19 protein-coding genes are annotated in these 24,766 nt (G+C 71.5%); 10 read left to right on the top strand and 9 right to left on the bottom strand.

Annotation, left to right across the window (positions count from 1 at the left end; genetic code table 11):
• Window positions 1-3,849, bottom strand: a complete 3,849-nt coding sequence (gene scy / locus OHA11_RS13480; protein ID WP_266495779.1) for a polarized growth protein Scy — start codon at window positions 3,847-3,849, stop codon at window positions 1-3.
• 232 nt (window positions 3,850-4,081) lie between these two features.
• Window positions 4,082-4,522, bottom strand: coding sequence for a methylmalonyl-CoA epimerase (gene mce / locus OHA11_RS13475; protein ID WP_266495776.1), 441 nt, complete (start codon window positions 4,520-4,522; stop codon window positions 4,082-4,084).
• 146 nt (window positions 4,523-4,668) lie between these two features.
• Here mce and OHA11_RS13470 point away from each other — a divergent pair, with 146 nt between their 5' ends.
• Together OHA11_RS13470 and meaB are read left to right on the top strand one after the other, a co-directional pair.
• On the top strand, window positions 4,669-5,871 hold the full coding sequence (locus tag OHA11_RS13470; RefSeq protein WP_266495773.1) for an acetyl-CoA C-acetyltransferase: 1,203 nt from the start codon (window positions 4,669-4,671) through the stop codon (window positions 5,869-5,871).
• Between the two features lie 83 nt (window positions 5,872-5,954).
• Entirely contained in the window at window positions 5,955-6,911 is a 957-nt protein-coding gene (gene meaB / locus OHA11_RS13465) for a methylmalonyl Co-A mutase-associated GTPase MeaB (protein WP_266495770.1), read from the top strand.
• Window positions 6,912-6,927: 16 nt separating this feature from the next.
• Here the strand turns inward: meaB and OHA11_RS13460 are convergent, their stop codons facing one another.
• Entirely contained in the window at window positions 6,928-7,344 is a 417-nt protein-coding gene (locus OHA11_RS13460; protein WP_266495767.1) for a hypothetical protein, read from the bottom strand.
• 159 nt (window positions 7,345-7,503) lie between these two features.
• Between OHA11_RS13460 and OHA11_RS13455 the strand changes: the two genes are divergently transcribed.
• Window positions 7,504-11,280, top strand: coding sequence for a helix-turn-helix domain-containing protein (locus OHA11_RS13455; RefSeq protein WP_266495764.1), 3,777 nt, complete (start codon window positions 7,504-7,506; stop codon window positions 11,278-11,280).
• Window positions 11,281-11,403: 123 nt separating this feature from the next.
• Here the strand turns inward: OHA11_RS13455 and OHA11_RS13450 are convergent, their stop codons facing one another.
• Window positions 11,404-12,114 (bottom strand): PepSY domain-containing protein, encoded by a 711-nt coding sequence (locus OHA11_RS13450; protein WP_266495761.1) that lies wholly within the window; start codon window positions 12,112-12,114, stop codon window positions 11,404-11,406.
• Window positions 12,115-12,259: 145 nt separating this feature from the next.
• On the opposite strand from OHA11_RS13450, the gene OHA11_RS13445 reads away from it, so the two are divergent.
• Both OHA11_RS13445 and OHA11_RS13440 read left to right on the top strand, forming a co-directional pair.
• Complete coding sequence (locus OHA11_RS13445) at window positions 12,260-12,925, top strand: response regulator transcription factor (RefSeq protein WP_266495759.1); 666 nt, start codon at window positions 12,260-12,262, stop codon at window positions 12,923-12,925.
• Window positions 12,922-14,367 carry a HAMP domain-containing sensor histidine kinase gene (locus tag OHA11_RS13440; RefSeq protein ID WP_266495756.1) on the top strand — a complete coding sequence of 482 codons (1,446 nt, stop codon included), beginning with the start codon at window positions 12,922-12,924 and terminating at the stop codon, window positions 14,365-14,367. Before OHA11_RS13445 ends, OHA11_RS13440 begins: the two co-directional genes overlap by 4 nt.
• 19 nt (window positions 14,368-14,386) lie before the next feature.
• On the opposite strand, the gene OHA11_RS13435 is transcribed toward OHA11_RS13440, so the two are convergent.
• The 4 genes from OHA11_RS13435 to OHA11_RS13420 form a co-directional block, all read right to left on the bottom strand.
• Entirely contained in the window at window positions 14,387-14,863 is a 477-nt protein-coding gene (locus OHA11_RS13435) for a MarR family winged helix-turn-helix transcriptional regulator (protein ID WP_266495754.1), read from the bottom strand.
• 92 nt (window positions 14,864-14,955) lie between these two features.
• Entirely contained in the window at window positions 14,956-15,753 is a 798-nt protein-coding gene (locus OHA11_RS13430) for an AIM24 family protein (protein WP_266495752.1), read from the bottom strand.
• Entirely contained in the window at window positions 15,750-16,400 is a 651-nt protein-coding gene (locus OHA11_RS13425) for an AIM24 family protein (RefSeq protein WP_266495749.1), read from the bottom strand. Before OHA11_RS13425 ends, OHA11_RS13430 begins: the two co-directional genes overlap by 4 nt.
• A gap of 1 nt (window position 16,401) precedes the next feature.
• Window positions 16,402-17,034, bottom strand: a complete 633-nt coding sequence (locus OHA11_RS13420) for an AIM24 family protein (protein ID WP_266507137.1) — start codon at window positions 17,032-17,034, stop codon at window positions 16,402-16,404.
• Window positions 17,035-17,267: 233 nt separating this feature from the next.
• Here OHA11_RS13420 and OHA11_RS13415 point away from each other — a divergent pair, with 233 nt between their 5' ends.
• From OHA11_RS13415 to OHA11_RS13400, 4 genes are all read left to right on the top strand, one after another.
• Window positions 17,268-17,612 carry a DUF3817 domain-containing protein gene (locus OHA11_RS13415; RefSeq protein ID WP_266495746.1) on the top strand — a complete coding sequence of 115 codons (345 nt, stop codon included), beginning with the start codon at window positions 17,268-17,270 and terminating at the stop codon, window positions 17,610-17,612.
• Window positions 17,609-17,902, top strand: a complete 294-nt coding sequence (locus OHA11_RS13410; protein ID WP_266495743.1) for an MTH1187 family thiamine-binding protein — start codon at window positions 17,609-17,611, stop codon at window positions 17,900-17,902. The genes OHA11_RS13415 and OHA11_RS13410 overlap by 4 nt, the downstream gene beginning before the upstream one ends.
• 440 nt (window positions 17,903-18,342) lie before the next feature.
• Window positions 18,343-20,175 carry a cellulose synthase catalytic subunit gene (locus tag OHA11_RS13405; protein ID WP_266495741.1) on the top strand — a complete coding sequence of 611 codons (1,833 nt, stop codon included), beginning with the start codon at window positions 18,343-18,345 and terminating at the stop codon, window positions 20,173-20,175.
• A 3-nt stretch (window positions 20,176-20,178) separates the two neighbouring features.
• Complete coding sequence (locus OHA11_RS13400; protein WP_266495740.1) at window positions 20,179-22,125, top strand: kelch motif-containing protein; 1,947 nt, start codon at window positions 20,179-20,181, stop codon at window positions 22,123-22,125.
• Between the two features lie 163 nt (window positions 22,126-22,288).
• Here OHA11_RS13400 and OHA11_RS13395 read toward each other — a convergent pair whose 3' ends face one another.
• On the bottom strand, window positions 22,289-23,272 hold the full coding sequence (locus tag OHA11_RS13395; protein ID WP_266495738.1) for a DUF5937 family protein: 984 nt from the start codon (window positions 23,270-23,272) through the stop codon (window positions 22,289-22,291).
• Window positions 23,273-23,359: 87 nt separating this feature from the next.
• Here OHA11_RS13395 and OHA11_RS13390 point away from each other — a divergent pair, with 87 nt between their 5' ends.
• Window positions 23,360-24,757, top strand: coding sequence for an MFS transporter (locus OHA11_RS13390; RefSeq protein WP_266495737.1), 1,398 nt, complete (start codon window positions 23,360-23,362; stop codon window positions 24,755-24,757).
• The last annotated feature ends 9 nt before the right edge of the window (window positions 24,758-24,766 follow it).

The raw sequence follows: 24,766 nt of genomic DNA, 5'->3' as shown, positions 1-24,766 counted from the left end.
CTAGCCCTCCGACGGCTTGCCACCCGAACGAGTCGCGCCGGCCGCAGCGCCCGCCTTGACGCCACCGTCCTTGCCACTCGACGGGGCCTCAAACGACTCCAACGCCTCAAGGACGTCCTGGACACGGGAGATCTCGGCATTGATGTCCTCGCGGCGGCGGACCAGCACCTCGAGTTCGCGCTTGCCCTCCTCGACCGCGGCCCGCGCCTCCCGCACCGCCTCGGACCTGATCGCCTCGGCCTCGGCGATGAGCGCGGCCTTCTTCTGCTCGGCCTCCTTGAGGAGCCCCTCCGCCTTCTTCACCGCGGCGATCCGGACCTTGCCCGCCTCGGAGTTGGCCTCCGACACCAGTTCCTTGGCCCGCGCCGCGGACTCCTTCAGCTGCTCCTCGGCGGCCTTGATGAGCGCGTCGCAGCGGTCGCCCGCCGCCTTCATCGTCTCGGCGGACTCCCGGCGGGCCCGCTCGTGCAGCTCCTCGATCTCGCCGGTGACCCGGTCCCGCAGCTCCTCGGCACGCTCTCTTATGGCCGTGGCGTCCCGGCGCGCACCGACCAGCAGGTCGTCCGCGTCCGTCCGGGCCCGCTCCACCAGCGAGTTGCCCTCGACGGTCGCCTCGGAGACCAGCCGCTCCGCTTCGTTGCGGGCGGCGCCGACCATCGCGTCGGCGTGCCCCTCCGCGTCCGCGGTGGTCTTGTGCGCCGTCTGCTGGGCCTCGGTGATCAGCTTGTCGGCCTCGGCGGCCGTCTCCGTGATCAGCGTGTCGACCTGCTCGGCCGCCTCGGAGCGCCGCTTGTTGGCCTCCTTGCGCGCCTTGTCCAGCGTGTCGTCGGCCTCGTCGCGGGCGTTCGACATGAGCCGGTCGGCCTCGGCGGCGGCCTCGTTCTTGAAGCGCTCCGCCTCCGACCTGACCCGCTCGGCGTGCTGCTGCGCGGAACCGACCGTGTCGGCCGCCTCGGCGCGCAGCCGCTCCGCGTCGCTCGTCGCGTCCGAGATCAGCCGGTCGGCCTTCGCCACGGACTCGGAACGGACCCGCTCCGCCTCCGCGTTCGTCTCCGCCGTGAGCCGCTCCGCCTCCGCCGTCACCTCGGTGATGAGGGTGTCGGCCTGCGTCGCCGCGTCCGACCGGATGCGGTTGGCGTCCTCGCGGGCCTCGGCCCGCGTCCGCGACGCGTCCTGCTCGGCCGTCGCGACGGTGTCCGACGCCTCCGTACGCGCCCGCTGGACGAACTCCGAGGCATCCGAACGCAGTTGCTCGGACTCGGCGATCGCCTCCGAAACCGTGCGCTCCGCAAGGGACTTGGCGGCCTCCGCCTCGTCCCGCGCCTCACGCCGTACGCGATTGCCGTCCTCGGTGGCCCGCTCCCGCTCCGCGTACGCGTCGGCGCGGACCCGGTCGGACTCCTGCTGCGCCTCCGTGCGCATGCGCTCCGCCACGTGCTCGGCGGCATTGCGCAGGCCTGCGATCTCCTCCTGGGCCTGCTCGTGCAGCCCGGCCACGGAGTCCCGTACCTGCTGCGCGGTCTGCTCGGCGGCCGACACCATCTCGGTCGCCCGGCGGTCCGCCTCCTCGACCAGCCGTACGGCCTCGGTCTGGGCCTCCTCCACGCGGTTGCGCGCCGAGGCCAGCAGCTCCTCGCTCTGCTCGCGGGCCCGCTCCCGCTCCTGGTCGGCCTCCTGCCGGGCGGCGCCGAGCAGCTCCTCGGCCTCGCGGCGGCGCCGGGCGGCCTCCTCCTGGGCGGCGGACAGCGCCTCGGCGGCCTCCGTGGCGAGCCGCTCGGCGGCGGCCTGCGCCTCCGCCCGTACGCGGTCCGCGGTGTCCTGGGCCTCCGACTTCAGCCGCTCGGCCTCCGCCGCGGCCTCCGAACGCAGCCGTACGGCGATGGCCTCGCCCTCGGCACGCGAGGCGGACGCGTCGGAAGCGGCCTCGTTGCGCAGCCGCTCGGCCTCCGTCTCGGCCTGCGCCTGGAGCGTACGGATCCGCTCGGCGGCCTCGCCGCGCAGCCGGTCGGTCTCCTCGGCGGCCTCACGGCGGATCCGCTCGCCCTCCGCGCGCGCGTCCGTCAGCGCCTGCTCGGCGGAGACGAGGCGCTCCTCGGCCTCCGTGTGCAGCCGGGTCAGCCCCTCGGCGGCCTCGGCCTGGCGAGCGGCTATGGCCCGCTCGGTGTCGTCGTGCAGTTCGCGGGCGGCGCGCTCGGCCTCCGCCGTGATGCCCTCGGACTGCTCGACGGCCTCCGCCCGGTGCCGCTCGGCCTCCGCGCGGGTGCGCTCCAGGGTCTCCTCGGCCTGCCGGCGCAGCGTCGTGGCGCGCTCGATGGCCTCGGTGCGGAGCCGCTGGCTCTCCGTCGTCGCGTTCGACCGCTGCTCGTCCGCGTCGGCCTTCGCCTTGGCGAGCAGCTCCTCGGCGGTCTTGGCCGCCTCCTCGATCTGCTGGACGGCCTCACGCCGGGCCTCGGAACGGATCCGCTCGCCCTCGGCATTGGCGTCCGCGCGCAGCTGCTCGGCGTCGCCGCGCAGCCGGCGCGCCTCCTCCTGCAGCTCGACCGTCTTGGCGCGGTACTCCTTGGTGTCGTCCTTCGCCGTGCCCTTGAGCTGTTCGGCGATGTCGTGCGCCTCGGCCCGCAGCCGGTCCGCCTCGGCCTCGGCCCCGGCGCGGATCCGCTCGGCCTCCTCGGCCGCGGCCTTGGTGGTCGACTTGGCTTCCTCGGACGCCTTGTTCAGGACGTCCTCGGCCGTACGGGCCGCCTTGGAGAGCTGGGAGGCGGTCTCCTCGGCGGTGAGGCTGCGCGCGCTCTCCTCGGCCTCCGCGACGATCTTCTCGGCGGTGGCCTTGGCGTCCGCGACGACCTGCTCGGCCTCGGCCTTGGTGGTCTCGGCCTCCTTGACGGCCTCGCCGACCAGCCGGGCGACCTGCTCCTTCGCCGTACGCGCGCGCTGCTCGTTCGCCGACTCCGCGCTGGAGAGCGCCTTGGCCGCGGCCTCCTTCGCCTCGGCGAGGACCTTGTCCGCCTCGGCCTGCGCCTCGCGCAGCGCCGCCTCGGCCGCGCTGATGCGCTGCTCGGCTGCCCGGCTCAGCTCGGTGGCCTGGCGGCGCGCGCTGTCCGATTCGGTGGCGGTCGAACTGCGCAGCTGCTCGGCGTGGTCGGTGGCCTCCTGGGCCTGCGTCGACGCCGCGTTCAGCAGCCGCTCGGCGTCCGTACGGGCCCGGCGCAGCAGCGCCTCGGTCTCCGCGCGCGCCTGCTCGGCGTCGGCCTGCAGCCGCTGGCGGGCCTCCGCGGCGACCCGCTCGGCCTCCGCGCGGGCGGCGGCCAGGGCCTTCTCGGCCTCGCCACGCGACTCGTCGACCAGTCGGCGGGCCTGCTGCTCGCTGCGGGCGCGCAGCTGCTCGGCCCACGCCACGTTCTCGTTGACATGCGACTCGACGCTCTGCCGGCGCTCGGACAGCTCCTGGTCGAGCTGCTGGCGGCGGGTGACCGCCTCCTGGTGCAGCTCCGCCTGGAGGCGGGCGGCCTGCTCGGCGTGCTCCTGGAGGATCCGCTGCGTCTGCGCGCGGGCCTGGCTCAGCTCCCGCTCGGCGTCCTGGCGCAGCTGGTCGGCCTGCATCTGGGCGTTACGGAGCATCTGCTCGGCCTGGTAGCCGATGTCGGCACTGTCGTAGGCAGGCCGGGTCGCCAGATTGCGGCGCGCCTCGTGCAACTTGGCGCGCAGCACCTCGACTTGATAGCCGAGGTCCTCGGCGTGCTGGACGGCCTTCTCCCGCTCGGTCTTCAGCCGCTCCATCTCGGCCTCGAACCGAGAGAGGTGGTCGACGTCAGCCGCCGGCTCTCGCTCCTGGCGTTCGTAGCCCCGCACTGCGCGGTCCCATCCGTCCCCTGGTCGCAAGTCTCTCCAAACGAGCACCGTCCATCCGCCGAACGGGGCCCCCGGGGAATGGTGTCAGATCAACGGCGGAGCGCACCCTGCCGCCCCGACGCTTGTCCCCCGAAACCTGGACCCCGGCCCTCGGATCCTGACGATGAGGACCCGCGACCGCCCCGAAGAGGCGGCGGCCGTCCCCAACCCTACCGGCCCTTATGTACGCGGGTCAGTGCTCAGGTGACTCAACGGGCGCCGATGTGACCAGTTCTGTCAGGACGCCGTGGCAATCCTTTGGATGCAGAAAGGTGATGCGCGACCCCATCGAACCCCTGCGCGGCTCCTCGTACAGCACCCGTACGCCCTTGTCCCCGATGGCGGCCGCGTCCGCGTCCACATCCGCCGTGCCGAAGGCGATGTGGTGCACGCCCTCACCGTTCTTGGCCAGCCATTTTCCGACTGCGGAGTCCTCGCGGGTGGGCTCGAGGAGCTGAAGGTAGGAGGCGCCTCCGTCGGACGTCTCGTTGATCTTGAGCATGGCCTCGCGTACGCCCTGCTCCTCGTTGATCTCGGAGTGGTAGACCTCGAAGCCGTACGTCGCCCGGTAGAACTCGACAGTTTTGTCGAGGTCGAAGCAAGCGATCCCGATGTGGTCGATTCGCGTCAGCATGGTGCTAGTGCAGCGCTCCGGAGGTGGTTACGCAACGTGCGCGCGATCACACACCTGGCCGGATGACGGGCGTCGTACCGCTCAGTACATTCGAAGTAAACCCTCGTTCACTCCTCAGCTGTGCAGCTGAAAGGGGATCGCACCTCATGTCTGGAACGAACAGCACAACCTCGGTGATCGTCGCGGGCGCCCGCACGCCCATGGGGCGGCTGCTGGGCTCTCTGAAGTCCTTCTCCGGCGCCGACCTCGGTGGTTTCGCGATCAAGGCCGCCCTCGACCGTGCGGGTATCGGTGGCGACCAGGTGCAGTACGTGATCATGGGCCAGGTGCTCCAGGCCGGGGCAGGGCAGATCCCGGCACGCCAGGCCGCGGTCAAGGCGGGCATCCCGATGAGCGTCCCGGCGCTCACCATCAACAAGGTGTGCCTGTCGGGCCTCGACGCCATCGCGCTCGCGGACCAGCTGATCCGCGCCGGCGAGTTCGACGTGGTCGTGGCGGGCGGCCAGGAGTCGATGACCAACGCCCCCCACCTGCTGCCGAAGTCCCGGGAGGGCTACAAGTACGGCGCGATCGAGATGCTCGACGCCATGGCGTATGACGGGCTGACCGACGCCTTCGAGAACATCGCCATGGGCGAGTCGACCGAGAAGCACAACACGCGCCTCGGCATCCTGCGGCCCGAGCAGGACGACTTCTCGGCCCTCTCGCACCAGCGGGCCGCCGCCGCGCGGAAGAACGGCCTCTTCGAGGCGGAGATCACTCCGGTGGAGATTCCGCAGCGCAAGGGTGAGCCCGTCGTCTTCAGCGAGGACGAGGGCATCCGCGGTGAGACGACCACCGAGTCGTTGGGCAAGCTGCGGCCCGCGTTCACGAAGGACGGCACGATCACGGCCGGTTCGGCCTCCCAGATCTCCGACGGGGCGGCCGCCGTCGTCGTCATGAGCAAGACCAAGGCGCAGGAGCTCGGCCTGGAGTGGATCGCGGAGATCGGCGCCCACGGGAACGTCGCGGGACCCGACAACTCATTGCAGTCGCAACCGTCGAACGCGATCCAGCACGCGCTGAAGAAGGAGGGCATCGGCGTCGAGGATCTTGACCTGATCGAGATCAACGAAGCCTTCGCCGCCGTCGGGGTCCAGTCAATGAAGGACCTCGGGGTTTCCACGGAAAAGGTGAACGTCAACGGCGGCGCCATCGCCCTCGGTCACCCGATCGGCATGTCCGGCGCCCGGCTCGTCCTGCACCTCGCCCTCGAACTGAAGCGGCGCGGCGGCGGCGTGGGCGCTGCCGCGCTGTGCGGTGGCGGCGGGCAGGGTGACGCACTGATCGTGCGGGTACCAAAGGCCTGACGCACGATTTCGTACGTGATCCCGTACGTGATCTCGTACGCGATGCCGTGCCGACCCCAAGTGGCCTAGTGATCGGAGCTGTGATGCAGGACGTCGCCTCGCTGGTGGCCCAGGCCAGGGAGGGCCGGCCGCGGGCCGTGGCCCGGCTGATCTCCCTGGTGGAGGGGGCGTCCCCACAGCTCCGCGAGGTCATGGCCGCGTTGGCGCCGCTGGCGGGCAACGCGTACGTCGTGGGCCTCACGGGGTCGCCCGGTGTCGGCAAGTCGACATCCACATCGGCGCTCGTGACCGCCTATCGGCGGCAGGGCAAGCGGGTCGGTGTGCTGGCCGTGGACCCGTCGTCGCCCTTCTCGGGCGGTGCGCTGCTGGGCGACCGGGTGCGGATGGCGGAGCACGCGACGGATGCCGGCGTCTACATCCGGTCCATGGCGACGCGCGGGCACCTCGGCGGGCTCGCCTGGGCCGCCCCGCAGGCCATCCGCGTCCTGGACGCGGCGGGCTGCGACGTGATCCTCGTCGAGACGGTCGGCGTCGGCCAGTCCGAGGTCGAGATCGCCTCGCAGGCGGACACGAGTGTGGTGCTGCTGGCCCCCGGCATGGGCGACGGCATCCAGGCCGCCAAGGCGGGAATCCTGGAGATCGGCGACGTGTACGTGGTCAACAAGGCCGACCGCGACGGGGCGGATGCCACCGCCCGCGAGCTCAACCACATGCTGGGCCTCGGCGAATCCCGCGGTCCCGGCGACTGGCGCCCGCCCATCGTGAAGACGGTCGCGGCGCGGGCCGAGGGCATCGACGAGGTCGTCGAGGCGCTGGAGAAGCACCGGGCATGGATGGAGGAGCGGGGGGTGCTCGCGGAGCGGCGTCTCGCCCGCGCCGCCCATGAGGTGGAGGCCATCGCCGTGACCGCCCTCCGGGAGCGGATCGGCGACCTCCACGGCGACCGCCGGCTGAGCACACTGGCGGAGCGGATCGTGGCGGGGGAGCTGGACCCGTACCGGGCGGCGGACGAGTTGGTGGCGGGGCTCACGCAGGCGTGAGCCCCGCCGGGTCGCGTCAGCGCGCGCAGTGGCGCACGACGCTGTTGTTGGCTCCCGACTTGGACCACAGCTTGATCAGCGTGATGCCGCCGGGCTTGCTGGTGCTGAGGGTGAAGGAAGCGGTCTGCTGACCCTCATCGGCGGTGAGGTCGCGGTCACCGACGTAGGTGCGTCCCGCGAAACCCTCGATGAACGCCTTGGTCGGGCGCAGCCACGTGTCCTTGTCCCACACGGTGAGCTTGACCGTGGCGGTGCGGCTGGTCCACGAGATGTCCGCGCGGGCCCCGCTCTTGGGCCACCCGCCGACCGAGCACGTCGTGGAATGCGCCGCGCCCACGTCCACGGACGGTGCCGACTGGGCCGGAACCACCGTCGTCACGACGGCCGCCACAGCGGTCGCCGCCATCACCGCGAGCTTCGTCTTTCCAGGCATGGAAATGCCTCCGTTCAGGTCGAGGAAGGGAATCGCCGGCCATGGGATTCCGTCACTCAAAGTGCTGATCCCGGCCCGCTGACAGCACACTGCCCACCCCCGGAGCGGCACGCTAGACACGGCGCGTATCCCCCTCGCAGAGGTCCTGGAATACGGCCGATGAACTGGGGGAACGCGATGCACGAGGAGACGGGCCCGGAAGACTTCGGGGCGGCGATGCGCCGGATCCGGGACGCGAACGGAGTGTCACTGTCCCGGCTCGCCAAGCTGACGGCGTACAGCAAGAGCCACCTCTCGAACGTGGAGAACGGCCGCAAGCGCCCGCACCGCGACCTCGCCGACGTGCTCGACACGGCCCTGAACGCGGGCGGTGCCCTGCGGAGCCTGTGCGAGGTGCCGGGCACGCAGCCGGGACAGCGGGCCACCCCGTGCCCGTACCGAGGACTCGACCACTACCGATCGGACGACGCGCGCTGGTTCTTCGGCCGGGCCCGGGCCACCACCGCGCTGGTCGACCGGGTCGCACGGGCGGCCCGTACCTCGGGGCCAGTCGTCGTCTTCGGCGCCTCCGGCTCCGGCAAGTCCTCGCTGCTGCGGGCCGGGCTGCTGCCGGCCGTCGCGGCGGGGGCGCTGCCCGCACGCGCGGAGGGACCATGGCGCAGCATCGTCGTCACCCCCACCGGCCGACCGGTCGACGCCCTGGCCCGCGCCCTCCAGGAACCGCTCGCGACCGACGAGGCCGAACTCGCCCGGCGGATCAGGGCGGGTGAGCCCCTGGGGGCCACCGGGGCAGGGAGGCTGCTGCTGGTCGTCGACCAGTTCGAGGAGGCGTTCACGCTCTGCGAGGACGAGGCGGAGCGCGCCGCGTACATCGACGCCGTGTGCGCCCTGCCGCTCGCCGTGCTCGCCGTCCGCGCCGACTACTTCGACCGCTGCCTCACCCATCCCGCGCTCGTCGGCGTCGTCCAGCGCGACACGATGGCGCTCGGCGCGATGAGCCGCGAGGAACTCGCCGAGTGCGTGACGGGGCCCGCGGCCCTCGCCGGGGTGGACATCGAGCCGGGCCTCCTCGACGTACTGCTGCACGACCTCGACCCGGGAGGCCAGGGTTACGAGCCGGGAACCCTGCCGTTGCTGTCGTACGCCCTGCTCTCCACCTGGCGACGGCGCACGGGCAAGCGCCTCACGGTGGCCGGATACCGCGCGACCGGCGGCATCCAGGGCGCCGTGGCCGCCACCGCCGAGCGCACCTACCTCGACCTCACCGTCGAGCAGCGCGATGTGGCACGGCAGTTGACGCTCCAGCTGGTCAGGGTGGGCGAGGAGGGTGCGGACAGCAGGCGCCGCGTGGCGCGGGACCGGCTCGTGCCCGGGTCGGACGAGGCGCTGGAGGCGTTCACCCGCGCCCGGTTGTTCACCGTGGACGACGAACGGGTCGAGATCACCCACGAGGCCCTGCTGCGCGCCTGGCCACGGCTCGCCGGCTGGATCGACGCGGACCGGGCGGGACTGCGTACGCATCAGCGGCTGACCGAGGCCGCGCGTGCCTGGGCGGACGACGGCCGCAACCCCGAACTACTGCTCCAAGGGGCCGCGTTGGCGGTGGCCGAGCAGTGGTCGGCCGACCATCCGGGGCGGGCCGGGGCCGTGGAGCGGGAGTTCCTCGCGGCCGGTCGCCGGGAGGCGCAGCGCGGGCTGCGGCGGCTGCGGCGCGCGCTGGCGGCGCTCGCCGGGCTGATGGGCCTGGTACTCGTCGCCACGGGAATCATCGCCGTGCAGTGGCAGGACTCCCGGCGCCAGGCGCGGACGGCGAACGCCATCGCCATGGCGGAGCGGGTCGCGGCGCTCCGTACCGCCGACCCGGCCCTCGCCGCCCTGCTCTCCGTCGCCGCCCACGAGGAGGCGCCCCGCCTCCTCCGGGCGCGCGGCACGCTCCTCGCCGACTCGGGCCTGCCGCACCCCACGCAACTGCCGGGCAACGGCAACGCCGTGTCCGCGTTCGCGTTCGGGCGCGACGGGCTGGTGGCCATCGGCACGCGCGAAGGCGTCGTACGGCTCTGGGACCGTACGGGCCCGGTGCCACGCCCGCTCGGCACGGTGCGGCTCGGTGCGGGGCATGCGGTGTGGGGGCTCGCCTTCGCCGGGGACGGGCGCGGTCTCGTCGTGGCGGACACGATCGAGACCCGGCTGTGGCGGGTGTCCGACGACGGGCGCACGGCCCGCGCGGAAGCCGTGCTGTGGGCGGACGGCCGGGGCCGCGACGCCCGGGTCTCGCCCGACGGGCGCACGCTCGCCCTCGCCTGTGCCGACGGCGGACTGCGGCTGTGGGACCTCACCGACCCGGCGGCCCCAGGCGGTCCGGTCGTCGTCGGCACGGTGGGCGAGGACGGCCACGGCGACGCCGCCTCGCACGCCCTGTACTCCGTGTCGTTCAGCCGCGACGGCTCCCGCCTGGCCGCGGGCGCCGCCGACGGGCGCACCACGGTGTGGGCGCGGGCCGAGGGCCGCCTGGCGTACCGGGAGACCGCCACCGTGCCGTTCCGCGGCGTGGGCGTCAGCGAGGCGGCGCTCAGCCCGGACGGCCGGCGACTCGCCATCGGCCTCAGTAACCGTGAGGTGTGGCTGTGCGCCCTCGATCCGGACGGCCGCTGCGCGAAACCGGTCAGGGCGGAGCGCGCCGTCGGCTACGCGGCGGGCATGGCCTTCAGCCCCGACGGCTCATTGCTCGCCATCGCGGGGGACAGCGGCGGGGTCCAACTGCGGGAGGCGGCAGGCGGGTTGGTGCTGGCGACCCTCCCGCATCCGACTCCGCTGCAGTCCCTGGCCTGGACACCCGAGGGCCGGAGCCTGTTCGTCGGCGGGGCGAGCGGCGGCGTCGCCTCCGTGTGGCTGTCCCTGCCGCTGCTCCTCGGGCACGCCGGGCAGGTGTACGCCGTAGCCCTGGACGACCGGCACGCCAGGGCGGCCACCGCGTCGCTGGACGGCACGGCCGCGCTGTGGGACGTACGCGACCCGGCGCGTCCCCGGCGTCTGGGGACGTTGCCGCACCCGGCCGGGGTCTCGGCCGTGGCCTTCGACCCGAGCGGCACCCGGCTCGCCACCGGCAGCTGGGACGGAACGGTGTCCCTGTGGAACGTCACCCGGCCGGCGCACCCGGACCGCCTCGACCACCGTCGACGCCACCAGAGCCAGGTGAACGACGTCGCGTTCTCCCCCGACGGAAACGGCCTGGCCAGCGGGGCCCGTGAGACAGGGGCGGTGCTGTGGGACGTCTCCCGGCGCGGCCGACTCACCGTACGGGCCCGGCTCAACGGCGCGAAGGGCGTGCAGGCCGTCGCCCACGGGCTCGGTGGCGCGCTGGTCGCCACGGCCGAGGCCGACGGCCTCGTCCGCCTGTGGGACGCGCGCGGCCACGGCGAACAGGCTCCGGTGCGGGAGCTGACGGGCCACACAGGCATCGTCACCGACGTGGCGTTCGCGGCCGGTGGCGGCCTCCTCGCCTCCGGCGGCAAGGACGGCGTCGTCCTGCTGAGGCGCATCAACGCGAAGAACCCCGGCGGGCCCCGGGTCGTGCGCCGACAGCGACTGCTGGGCCACACCGGGCACATCGCCGCCCTGGCGTTCGCGTCACGAGGGCGCGGCCTGATGACGGCGGGCGTGGACGGCGTGGCCCTGCTGTGGGACGTGGGTCGCCCCGAACCCGTCGTACGGGAGCGGCTGGAGAGCCCCGGCGAGACGTTCGACGACGCCACGGTGAGCGGGGACGGCAGGACCGTGCTCACGGCGGACCGGTACACCGCGCGGCTGTGGACCACCGACACCGAGGCCGTGACCCGACGGGTCTGCGCCACGATCACCGCGCCGCTCAGCAGGTCCCAGTGGGAGCGGAGGTTTCCCGGCCTCGACCACCGGACGCCGTGCTTCGGGGACGGCTGACCCCGGACGCGTGGATGGCGGACCGGTCACCCCGCGGCCTCCCCGGAGGCAGTACGCACCGGGGAGGCCGCCGAACAGCCGGTCCGCTGACCGTTGGTCGCTGACCGCCGGTCGTCCGAGTCGTCAGTCGTCCGAACCGTCGTCGTCCGAGTCGTTGTCACGGGCGTCGTCGTCCAAGTTGTCGTCCGACGCCCTGTCCGCCGTGACCTTGGCCGAGTTCAGGTCGACGTTCCACCCCTTCTCGGTGCCGTTCGAGGCGGTCGTGTCCACGTCCCAGGCGTGGGTCCGGCCGTCCTCGTCGAGGTCGACGGAGGTGACCTTGCCGTTCGCGGCGGCGGCCTTCGCGGCTTCCGCGGCGGAGACGGACGTGCCCTTCAGGGCGGCCCGGGCCTGCGCGGTGTCGTCGGCGTCGTCCCGCTCGGTGTGCGAGCCGAGGACCTTGCCCGTGCCCGGGTCGACCTTCACGCTGTGCCAGGCGCCGCCCGAGGACAGCACGTCCACGTCCCAGACCAGGCTGGTGCCCTCGTCGTCGAGGTCCGCCGAGACCGCCGTACCCGGGACGCTCTTCAGCGCGGCCGTGATCGCGTCGGCCGCGGTGACCTTCGCGGCCTTCGCCTCGGAGGCGTCCTCGGAGTCCGCATCGTTGTCGTTGTCGTCGGCCACCTCGACCGAGTCGTCGCGGTCGTCACGGTTGTCGCGGTCGTCGTCCGACACCCGCACGCTGGACTTCTTCACCGGTGTGTCCTCGTCGCCCGTAACCGCGAGGGCCGTTGCCGTACCGCCGCCGACGAGGGCCGCGGCCGCGACGGTGGCGATGACAATGTTGCGCTTCATGAGAGTTCCTCCGGGATCATCCGCTTCAACCAGATGTCGGTCGTCTTCAGTGCGTTTCGACGTGGACCAATCTGGCTGAGCGACGCTGAAGGCAGGCTGAAGAACCCTGAAGCCGTCTTCAGGTTCCGTTTGCGACTCTTTACGCATGCGCTTGTTGATCGTGGAGGACGAAAAGCGGCTCGCCCTGTCGCTCGCCAAGGGCCTGACGGCCGAGGGCTACGCCGTGGACGTGGTCCACGACGGCCTGGAAGGGCTGCACATGGCCGGCGAGGGCTCGTACGACCTTGTCATCCTCGACATCATGCTGCCCGGGATGAACGGCTACCGGGTGTGCGGTGCCCTGCGGTCCGCCGGGCACGACATGCCGATCCTGATGCTCACCGCCAAGGACGGCGAGTACGACGAGGCGGAGGGCCTGGACACCGGGGCGGACGACTACCTCACCAAGCCGTTCTCGTACGTCGTCCTGGTGGCGCGGGTGAAGGCGTTGCTGCGGCGGCGCGGTCCCTCGGGCGGGGCCTCGCCCGTGCATGTGCTCGGCAGTCTCAAGGTCGACACCGCCGCCCGGCGCGTCCACCTCGGTGAGGACGAGATCGCCCTCACCACCAAGGAGTTCTCGGTCCTCGAACAGCTCGTCGGGCGCGCGGGCGAGGTGGTGTCCAAGTCCGAGATCCTGGAGCACGTCTGGGACTTCGCCTACGACGGGGACCCGAACATCGTCGAGGTCTACGTCAGCACGCTGCGCCGCAAGCTCGGGGCCGCGCTGATCAGGACCGTACGCGGCGCCGGTTATCGCATGGAGGCGGGATGAGGCGCGTCCTCGGGTCCGTACGGGCCAGGGCCACGCTCGCCGCGAGCGCCGTGGTGGCCATCGCGCTGGCCGCCGCGGGCGCGGCCGTCCTGCTGTCCCTGTGGTCCAACCTGAGCGGACAGGCGGGCACGCAGGCGGAGCGGACGGCGCGGGAGGTGGCCTCCCGGCTCGCGGCCGAGCGGACCTACACCAACCTCTCGTTGGACGACGAGGAGCCGGTCCAGGTCGTCGACAGCGGCGGAAGGCTGGTCGCGGTCACCGAGGACCTGGAGCGCATCAGTGGCTCGGGCGTCGACCGGGTGACGCCACAGGCCCCGGCAGGCACCAGCGGCGACGACGATGACGACAAGGCGGACGAGGACGAGGACTCCCTCGAAGCCGGCGAGATCGGGGACGCGTCCTCCAGCAGCGGCTCCGCCACCATCGACGGGGAGACGGCGGACTACCGCTTCGCGACCGTGCCGGTGGAGATCGACGGACAAGGCACCTTCACCGTCCACGCGGGTGCGCCGCTGACCGCCGAGCAGGAGGCCGTGAGCACGGCGCTGACCGTCATGCTCATCGGGTTCCCGCTGCTGCTCGCACTCGTGGCCCTGGTGACCTGGCTGGTCACCCGGCGGGCCCTGAGACCCGTCGAGGGCATCCGCGGCGAGATGGCCGCGATCACCGCGTCCGAGGACCTCACCCGGCGGGTCCCCGTACCGGACACGCACGACGAGATCGCGCGGCTGGCCCGGACGACCAACGAGACGCTCGCCGCTCTGGAGGAGTCCGTGGAGCGGCAACGGCGGTTCGTCGCCGACGCCTCGCACGAGCTGCGCAGCCCCATCGCCTCACTGCGTACCCAGCTCGAAGTGGGCGTCGCGCACCCGGAGTTGCTCGACGTGGACGGGGCCGTCGAGGACACCGTACGGCTGCAGCGGCTGGCCGCCGACCTGTTGCTGCTCGCCCGGCTGGACGCGGGGGAGCGGGTCGCGGACACGCGTCTGGACCTGTCGGCCCTCGTCCGCGAGGAGGCGAGCCAGCGCGTCGGGGACCGCGTCGCGGTGTGCGTGGACACGGAGTCCGTGGACGCGGGGCCCGTGGACGCGGAGCCCGTCCAAGTGGCCGGATCGCGCGGGCAGTTGGCGCGCGTGCTGGGCAATCTGCTGGACAACGCGCAGCGGCACACGCGGTCCTCGGTCGTCGTGACCGTGCGGCGCGCGGGGGAGTGGGCGGTCCTCGGGGTCGCCGACGACGGCGCGGGCGTGCCCGCCGCCGAGCGCGACCGGGTCTTCGAGCGGTTCGTACGGCTCGACGAGTCCCGTACCCGCGACGACGGCGGAGCCGGTCTCGGTCTGGCCATCGCCCGGGACGTCGCCGTACGGCACGGCGGATCACTCACGGTCCGGGAAACGCCGACAGGCGGAGCCCTGTTCGAACTCCGCCTGCCGTTGGCCTAGCCCGCCGACCGGTGGTACGTCACGAACGCCCGCGCTGCCCTCGCAGGTGCTCCGCGATCGGAGTCAGGGACTTGTGGAGCTCGGCCAGGGCCTCCGGTGAGAGGAGATCGATGAAGTGCCGCCGCACCGACGCCACATGATGGGGCGCGACCTTCTTCATCGTCTCCATGCCGTGGTCCGTGAGCACGGCGTACAGCCCGCGGCGGTCGGACTCGCAGTGCTCGCGCCTGACCAGGTCCGCGTTCTCCATGCGGGTGACCTGGTGCGAGAGGCGGCTCTTGGACTGGAGGGTGGCGGTCGCGAGGTCGCTCATCCGCATCCGATCGCCCTCCGACTCGGAGAGGTTCACCAGGATCTCGTAGTCGTTCATCGTCAGACCGAACGGCTGGAGGTCCCTTTCGAGCTGGTACGTCAACAGCCGGTTGACCTCCAGGTGGGTACGCCAGGCGCACTGCTCCGCATCGGTCAGCCAGCGAGTGGCCGTCTCAGTCTCCATGTATGAATTCTACCTAAGATGTTGAAAAGCGAACTAGTGAGGGTGGCGTGACGGCGCGCACACGTTCGACGTCACACTCCGCAGACTACCGCTCACAGCCCGAAGCGACGCTGGAGGTCCCCCAGCTGTCCGGGAAGACGCGGTACGCCGGCCTGCTGCCCCTGGTGGCCAGGCGTCCCGCCGCCGCCCGGCACTCCGGCCTGGTCCGGGACCGCGCCCGTGGCCTGCTCGGCCATCAGCGCCTCGCTGGACTGGAGCAGCACCGTACCGGCGCCCACGAACTCGAACTGGTGCTCCTCGCCGGAGGCCCCGCCCAGGCCCGTCATGGCACGCAGGCCGCCCATCAGGCCTGTCATGTACCCGTGGTCGTAGTGGTGGCACGGCGAGGGGCAGTCGGCCCAGCCGACGAGGGCCTGCGGGTCGACCCTGATCGGGGGTTCCATGAACACCACCGGCCCGTTCGACGCGGCGACGAACTTGCCCGTCCCGATCAAGGTCAGAAAGCCCGGCACGATCGACTGCTTGAGCGCGAGACTTGGCTGAAAAGCGAGGAGATTGCCCGAGCGAATGGTCAGGTTGCCCTCCTCCAGGTCGAAGGAGTTCACGTCGAAGGCCCGGTCGGCGAGGAGCATCTTGCCCGAACCGGAGGCCACGACCCAGTCGCTCGCGTGCAACGGCGAATGGAAACTCGTCCGCACCAGACGGTCGAGACGGCCGTGCCCGATGCCGTTGAACTCCATCGAGCCGTAGTAGGCGATCATCTTGCCCTTCTGCAGGAACCACTCGCTCCCTTTGAGCTCCACACAGAAGGTGTACGCGTTGACGTTGTCGTCGACGGGCAGTGTCGACGGGTCGTGGATCACGGGGCCCGCGCCCGGGTAGGTGGTCACAGCTTCTCCTCCGACGCCTGCACGTACACGGCACCACTCCCGCTGAGCTCCAGCTGGAACGCCTCGCCCGAGCCGCGGCCGATGACGTCGCGCAGCCCGAGCGCGCTGGACAGCTTGTTGCGCACGTCCCCGTGATGGGCGACGTACGCCTGCGGATCCACATGAACCGGGCGCTGCGGACTGATCGGCACCTCGATGACCCCGCCGTGCGCCATCACGGCGACGGCGCCATGCCCCTTCAGGGTGGTGGTGAACAGCCCCTGCCCGGTCATCTGGCCGCGCACCATGCCCATGACCCCGCCCTGCGAGCCCATGAACATCGTGCCCTGGGTCAGGGTGCCGTCGAAGGCGAGCAGCCGGTCCGCCTCCACGTACAAGGTCTCGCCTGTGAGGTTGATCACCTGGATGTGGTGGCCGCCGTGCCCGAACAGGACCGTGCCGGAGCCCTCGACGGTCATCAGCGGAGTCGCCTCGTCGGCCACCCGCCGTCCGATCATCGACATGAGGCCGCCCTGGCCGCCCTGCATGTTGGGGGTGAAGGAGACCTCGCCCTTGTAGGCGAGCATCGCGCCGCGCTGACTGAACAGCCGCTGCCCCGGCATCACCGTGGCCTCGATCATCTTCGAGTTGATCTCACGGAAGGGCATGTCACACATCTCCCGCGATCGAGTTGCGCTCACTGGGCTGTACGTACACGACGCCGTCGCCCTCGAAACGGATCTGGAAGGCCTCGCCGCCGCCCTCGCCCATGAACGTACGGAACGTCACACCGGACTGGAAGGACTGCCGCAGATTGCCCTGATGGGCGATGTACGCGCCCGGGTCGACGGTCAGCGGATACTGCGAGCTCACCCGCAGCACCACGGCAGGACCGTCCGACATGATCGCCGCCTGGCCGTGCCCCTCGATGGTCGTCGTGAAGAGCCCGTTGCCCTGCGAGGCACCCCTGAGCCCCGTGAAGGACGTGCCCGTACGCAGGCCGGAGTCGGTCGCGAGCAGATTGCTCGACTCGACGAAGAGTTTGTCGCCGCGCAGATCAACCAGGTTGATCTCACTGGCCCGGTCGGCGAACCAGCAGGTCCCCTGCCCCCTCACCTCCATGAGAGTCATCTGCTCACCGGTTATCCGGCGCGTCACCATGCCGCGGATACCCTCGCCACCGCCGCTGAGCTTCTTGAAGGCCATCTGGCCGTCGTACGCAACCATGGAGCCGTTCTTCGCCTTCACGGCGTCCCCGGTCATGTCGACGGCCAGCACCTTGCTGCCTTGGAGTCGGAACATCGCCACGGGGAGACGGTAACCGTCGGGCCTGCTCGCAGACCAGATCCTTCGGAATGAATCCGACCCTGACGCCACCCCTAGGGGAGGCCGTCCCGGCCCCCGCGACCGGGCAACCGACCCCGAATGCTTCAATGGAACAGCTTGTGCGCACGTTCACAAAGCAACCGGCACCCCGCCCGGCTCAGCCCGGCTCCGTCCGACTCCACCCAGACTGCTCCCACCGAAGGTGACTCGTGGACATCAAGACCGCCTCCGCCCTCCGCCGCCTGCGCCTGGTCTCGGCCCCGGAGGCCGTTTCCTTCCTCCTCCTGCTGGTCTGCTCGGTGCTGAAGCGGACCACGGACTTCAACGCGGTACCCGCGATGGGCATGATCCACGGCATCCTCTTCATCCTGTACGTGATCTTCTGGGCCGACGCCTGGAACCGTGCCAAGTGGGACCTCAAGACCTCGGCCCTCTACTTCGTCCTCTCCGTGCTGCCGACCGGCGGCTTCTTCGCCGAGCGCAAGCTCAAGCGCGAGGCCGAGAACGCGCTCATCGCGTCCCGCGCCCGCAAGGAAGGGATCGTCAGCGCATGATCGTCGCCTTCTCCGTGACGCCGCTGGGCGTCGGCGAGGACGTGGGCGAGTACGTCGCCGACGCCGTACGGGTCGTACGCGAATCGGGTCTGCCGAACCGCACCGACGCGATGTTCACGTCCATCGAGGGTGAGTGGGACGAGGTCATGGACGTCGTCAGGCGTGCGGTCGCGGTCGTTGAAGAACGGGCGCCACGCGTCTCGCTGGTCCTCAAGGCGGACATCCGCCCTGGTGTGACGGACGGCCTGACGGCCAAGGTGGAAACGGTGGAACGCCACCTTTCTGCGTAGCCGCGCTGCCGCGTCCGCGGGGGTCGAGTGACGGGTGCGGGTCCGTTGTGGCTGGTCGCGCCCACGCGGCGGAGCCGCAAATGTCACAGTCCCGCGCCCCTGGGTGTGTGGGGCTGGCGCTTCGTCTGTCAGGTGCGGGGACGCGGCGGGATGTGCGTCCGCAGCCGGTGACGTAAAGCGCGGTTGCCGCACGGTGGCTGCGTTCGTGTGTCGTCGTACGCTGCGGACACACATCCCGCCGCGTCCCCTCCGGCCGGTGGGGGCGACCGGCCGGGCCCCGTCAGGGGTGCGGGGAACTGCGCGACCAGCCACCACCTGCCCGTAGTCGAAGAACCGACAAACCTCACCCCGTTACCCCCACCTGGCCCCTCTCAATTCGACACGTAGCCAAAATGCCACTTTCGTGTGGATATCGGCTCGTTCGATCACGGGAGGGCGCTGTGCGGCCGGAGGGATACGACTACGACACGCACAGCCGACTCTCCGGACCGCTCACGGAGCCGTCCGGTACCGCCTACCGGGTGCAGTACACCAAGCTCCTCTCCAAAGAACCGCACCGAATACGCGCCGTCCTCCTCATGACGTTCGCCCCCCTCCTCACCGCACTCCTTCTCATCTACCTGGTCTGGCCGACCCACTGGGTCGCCAGAGAAGGCGCCGCCCACTGGCTCGTCGGCCTCGACCTCACGATGCTCATATCCATCGGCCTGATCGAGCTCTTCATGGTCGTCAACGTGGTGTCCATCGCCCACGCGACCATGGTCGCCAGGGACCCCGTCCCCGTCACCCCCGAGACGGGAACCCGCGTCGCCCTCCTCACCACGTACGTACCGGGCAAAGAACCCCTCTCCATGGTCCGCGCCACCCTCGAAGGCGCCCTCCGCGTCACCCACGCCGGCCCCCTCGACATCTGGCTCCTCGACGAGGGCGACGACGAACAGGCCAAGAGCCTCTGCACGGAGCTCGGCGTACGCCACTTCACCCGCCACGGCGTCCCCGAGTGGAACAGGACCAAGGGCGTCCACAGGGCCCGCACGAAACACGGCAACTACAACGCGTGGATCGCGATGCGCGGCGCCGACTACGACTACTTCGCCTCCGTCGACACCGACCACGTCCCGCTCCCCGAGTTCCTGGAGCGGATGATGGGCTTCTTCCGGGACCCGGACATCGCGTTCGTCGTCGGCCCGCAGGTGTACGGCAACTACACCAGCCCGGTCACCAAGGCCGCCGAGTCCCAGCAGTTCCTCTTCCACGCGCTGATCCAGCGGGCCGGCAACCGCTACCGCGCCCCCATGTTCGTCGGCACCAACAACGTCGTACGGATCGCCGCCGTCAGGCAGGTCGGCGGACTGTACGACTCCATCACCGAGGACATGGCCACCGGGTTCGAGCTGCACCGGAGCAGGAATCCGAAGACGGGCCATCATTGGCAGTCCGTCTACACGCCCGACGTGTTGGCCGTGGGCGAGGGGCCCGCCTCCTGGACCGACTTCTTCACCCAGCAGACGCGCTGGTCGCGCGGCACGTACGAGACGCTGTTCAGGCAGTACTGGAAGGCACCTTTCACGATGCCGCCCGGCCGCCTCTTCTCGTACACGCTGATGCTCGTCTACTACCCGATGACGGCCGTCAACTGGCTGCTGGGCATCCTGAGTTGCGTCCTGTTCCTGTGGTTCGGCGCGTCCGGCACCCAGGTCGCCGCCTCCGTGTGGCTGATGCTGTACAGCGACGCCGCCGCCCTCCAGATCGGCCTCTATCTCTGGAACCGGCGGCACAACGTCTCCCCGCACGAACCCGAGGGCTCGGGCGGCCTCGCCGGCATGGCGATGTCGGCCCTGTCCGCGCCGATCTACCTCAAGTCGCTGGGCGCGGCCGTGCTCCGCCGCCCCAGCCGTTTCGTCGTCACCCCGAAGGGCGGCGACTCCAGCCCCGACCGTGTGCTGACCTTCCGGATCCACCTGTTCTGGGCGGCGGTCCTGACGGCCTCGCTGGTGGCGTCCGTCGTCCTCGGCCACACGCACGCGGCCATGCGCACCTGGGCGGTCCTCGCCCTGGCCATCTCCCTCGCCCCGGTCGGCGTATGGCTCGCCACCCGCGTCCGGGACCGCGGTACGACCCGGCAGCGCGTCGCCCCCGCCGCCCGGATCACGGACGGCGAACCGGCACCCGCGCTCGCGGGCAGCGTGGGCGGCACGGTCCCCAGTGGCTCACTCCCCAGCGGCTCACTCCCGGGCGGGGCGGTCTCCAGCGGTCCGACTGGAGGTGACTAGGCCATGGCCTACCGCCCCTCGAAGAAGACCCTGCTCGCCATCGGCGGCATCGCGGTGCTCGCCGGACTCAACGCCCCGGCCGCGATCGGCTTCGCCTCGGAGCGGTACTACGAGTACAAGATCGCCCAGCCCGGCTACAAGGCGAAGTACGGTTCCTGGCGGCACCTGGACATCCCGAAGGAGTTCCGCACCAACGCCATCCACGCGGCGCTCCTGCACACCGGGAAGGTGCTGATCGTCGCCGGTTCGGGCAACGAGCAGAAGAAGTTCGACGAGGGCTCCTTCGACACCGTCCTGTGGGACCCGAGGGCCGGCACCTTCAAGAGGATCCCCACCCCGGACGACTTCTTCTGCGCCGGGCACGCCCAACTCCCCAGCGGCAGACTGCTGGTGGCCGGCGGCACCGCCCGCTACGAACTGCTCACCGGCGAGGTCGAGCGGGCCGGCGGCGGCATGCGCGTGAAGAACGAGAACCCGGACAAGCCGGTCGTCCTCAAGAAGGGCACCCGTTTCCGCTCGCCGTCCGGCGTCGAGTACGTCAGCAGGTTCGCCGTCACCGTCCCCAAGGCCAAGCGCACGCAGGAGATCACGTACAACAAGGCCGGTGTCATGCAGCCCTGGAAGACGACGGTCACCGCGAGCGAGGCGCGGGTCTTCGTCGAGGCCGTCGAGCCGGGGCCGCGGTCGGTCACGGGCAAGCAGGCCCAGTACGAGATCGTCGGCCTGAAGGGCGAGGAGGCGGCCGACACGTACGGCCTCTCCGAGAAGATCACCATGGACAAGCAGGACTTCCAGGGGATCAGGGCCGCGTACGAGTTCGATCCGGCGGCGGAGAAGTATGTGCCCGTCGCGCCGATGGACAAGGCCCGCTGGTATCCGACGCTCGTCGGTCTGGAGGACGGGCGGGTGCTCGCGGTCTCCGGGCTCGACGACGTCGGGGTGATCGACCCCGGCGACAACGAGATCTACGACCCGAAGACCAAGAAGTGGACCCCGGGCCCCGAGCACTACTTCCCGACCTATCCCGCCCTCTTCCTCACCCAGGGCGGCAAGCTCTTCTACCCGGCCTCGAACGCCGGTTACGGCCCCGCCACCCTCGGCCGCGAACCCGGCCTGTGGGATCTGAAGACCAACAAGTTCGAGAAGGTGCCGGGCCTGACCGACCTCGACCGGACGGAGACCTCGGCCTCCCTGCTCCTTCCTCCCGCCCAGGACCAGAAGGTGATGATCCTCGGCGGCGGAGGCGTCGGCGAGTCCAGGAAGGCGACCTCGCGCACGGCCGTCATCGACCTCAGGAAGGACAACCCCGTCTTCGAGGACGGCCCCGACCTCCCACAGGGCACCCGCTATCTGAACAGCGTGATCATGCCGGACGACTCGGTGTTCACGTCGAACGGCTCCTCGGACTACCGCGGGCGCAGCGCCAGCAACATCCTCAAGGCGCAGTTCTACGACCCCCGGTCCAACTCCTTCCGCTCGGCCGCCTCGCCCAGGGTGGGCCGCAACTACCACTCGGAGGGGCTGCTGCTGCCCGACGGCCGGGTCGCCACCTTCGGCTCCGACCCGCTCTTCGACGACCAGCAGAACACCAAGCTCGGCCACTTCGAGCAGCGCATGGAGATCTACACCCCGCCGGCCCTGCACAAGAACGGCAGGAACCGGCCCGTACTCGGCGACGGCCCCCAGGAGGTCGACGGCGACGGCCGCGCGACCTTCGCCACCCGCCATCCGGACCGGATCGTGAACGCCCGGCTGATGCGGCCCAGCGCGGTCACCCACACGACGGACGTCGAGCAGCGGTCCATCGCGCTCGGACTCACGAGGACGAAGGACTCGGTCACCGTGGACGTACCGAACGACCGGACGCTGGTACCGCCCGGCTGGTACATGCTGTTCGTGACGGACGCGGCCGGGACACCGTCGGAGGCGAAGTGGGTCCAGGTGCGGTAGCGCTCCGTGGGGTGTGGGGTGCGGGGTGCGGGGTGCGGGGTGCGGTGTCTGCGGGGAGTCCGGTGTCCGCGGGTCCGTTGTGGCTGGTCGCGCAGTTCCCCGCGCCCCTGAGGGGCGCCCGGCCCCGCGCACCCAACGGGGCTTGGTGTTGCGTGCCAGTCCGTCAGGCGTCGCCCGACAGCAGCGCGATGCCCAGCGGTGTCCTCTCGTACAGCACCTGGTGGCTGTACCGGCGCGAGACGAGCAGGCCCGCGCCCCGCAGCGCCGACAGATGCGCCGACACCGACGAGGGCGCGAGGCCTAGGCGGTGCGCGAGGCCCGTTGTGGTGGCGGGGTCGTCGAGCGCGGCCAGGACGGCGGCCCGGCCGCGCCCGAGGATCGCTGCGAGCGCCTCGGGCGTACGGTCGGACGGCTCGGCCCACAGGCCCGCGATGCCGCGCGCGGGATAGACCAGCGTCGGCTGCCAGGGCGGTTCGAAGCCGCTCACCACATTCGGCCAGGAGAAGACGCTGGGCATCAACACCAGGCCCTGGCCGCCGAGTTCGCGGACGTGCTCGCCCTTCACGTCGATCGTGAGCGTGCCGGCGTCCCAGGCGAGCCGCCGGTCAAGCTCGGACAGCAGCCCGCCCAGGCCCACTTCGGCGAGGCGGCGCGAGTGGAAGACCACGTCGGCCTCCAGGAGGGCGCGCAGCCTCGGCCAGTCGGGCTCGACGAGGGCGCGCCAGGCCGCCGCCAGCAGGTCGGTCAGCTCCTGGACCATGCGGACCGGGTCGGCCAACAGGGCGCGCCCGCGCGGGGATTCGAGGGCGCCCGGGGTGTCCGCGAGCGCCAGTGCGGTGTCCTCGCGGGCCGCCTCGGGGTCGGCACCGCGAACCGCCGCGATCTCCTCGTCGAACGTGGCCGAAGGGCCGAGCGGCGGAGGCCCCAGCCAGTCCGGAGTGTGCCCGCGCTGGGGCATCAGCAGCCACAGGGGCGTCAGGTCGAGCTCCGCGGCAGCCGAACGCGTACGACGGAGCCAGTGCGCGTGATACCCGTGCCGCTCGGGGCGGTTGAGGGTACGGACCGCCTCCTGGGTCTCCCACAACGGGGACACCGCGAAGCGGCACCGGAGGAGGTCGTCCTCGCCGAAGTGCAGATGGAACGGCACGGACCCTCCCGCCGCGGTCGAACACGAAGATTCGGCTGACACCGAAACTCTACGGGGGGCGGCACAGGTGCATGCACGCTGCGGGACATGCCGGAAGAGAACAGGGGCACCACACCACTGCCCGCACCCGAGAGAACCGGACGCACCGGACGCACCGGACGCACCGGGCACACCGGATACGGTCCCGTCTTCGCCGTGCGCGAGTTCCGTGCCGTCTTCCTCGCGCACGCCCTCTCCCTCCTCGGCGTCGTCGTCAGCGAGATCGCGCTGACCGTGCTCGTGTACGGGCTGACGGGGTCGCCGCTGCTCAGCGCGCTGGTGTTCGCGCTGGGCTTCCTGCCCTACCTCGTGGGCGGCACGCTGCTGTCCGGGGTGGCCGACCGGTTCCCGCCCCGGCGGGTGCTCGTCGGCTGCGATCTGGTGTGTGCCGGGTGCGCGGCGCTGATGGCCCTGCCCTCCACACCCGTTGCCGCGCTGCTCGTGCTGCGGTGCGTCATCGCGGCCGTGTCACCGGTGTTCAGCGGGACACGGATGGCCACGCTGACCGACATCCTCGGGGACGGCGACCTGTTCGTGCTCGGCCGCTCCCTGCTGCGGATCGTCTCGCAGAGCGCCGTACTCGTGGGCTTCGGCCTCGGCGGGGTCCTGCTCACCGTCGTCTCGCCGCGCGGGGCACTGGCCGTCACGCTGGGCACCTTCCTCGCCTCGGCGCTGCTCCTGCGGCTGGGCACACGGCGCCGACCGGCCCGGACCGGGGACGGGGCGCTCGTGCGGTACTCGCTCTCCGGCACCCGGCAGGTCCTCGGCGACCGCCGGATCCGGGCGCTGCTGCTGCTCCTGTGGGTGCCGCCCATGTTCGTCGTGGCACCCGAGGCGCTGGCCGCCGCGTACGCGGACGAGGCCGGGGTCGGCACGGTCTGGATCGGGCTGCTGATGTGCGCGATGCCGGTCGGGACGATCGCGGGGGAGCTGTACGCGGGTGCCGCCCTGTCGCCCGCGGCCCGTTCCCGGATCGTGCTGCCCCTGGCGGGCGGCGGCCTGCTGCCGCTCCTCCTCTACCCGTTCCACCCGGGCCTCGGCTGGATCCTGCTCGTGCTGGTGCTCGCCGGGGCGGCGGGCGCGTACACCCTCGGACTCGACCGCTGGTTCGTGGACGCCGTGCCGGAGGAGCTCCGCGGGCGGGCCATGACCGTGCACACGGCCGGGCTGATGACGATCCAGGGCGTGGGCATGGCACTCGCCGGGGCGGCGGCCGAGTTCTGGGCGGTCAGCACGGTCGTGGGCGGGGTCGGTGCGGTGGGGACGGTGTGCTGTGTACTCCTGGCGGCGGAGGTACGGCGGACGGGAAGGGCCCGGGGAGGCGGGGGGAAGGGGCCGGTGAAGGGTGTGGAGAAGGGGGCGGAGAAGGGTGTGGAGAAGGGGGCGGAGAAGCGGGCGCATACCGAAGCGCGAGACGGGGCTGACCACGATATGACCGGCCGGTAGGGTCTCTGC

It is taken from the genome of Streptomyces sp. NBC_00878 (assembly GCF_026341515.1).
GTDB lineage: Bacteria > Actinomycetota > Actinomycetes > Streptomycetales > Streptomycetaceae > Streptomyces.
The sequence above is the reverse complement of the archived record's forward strand: the minus strand, read 5'-3'. Positions and strand labels throughout refer to the sequence as shown.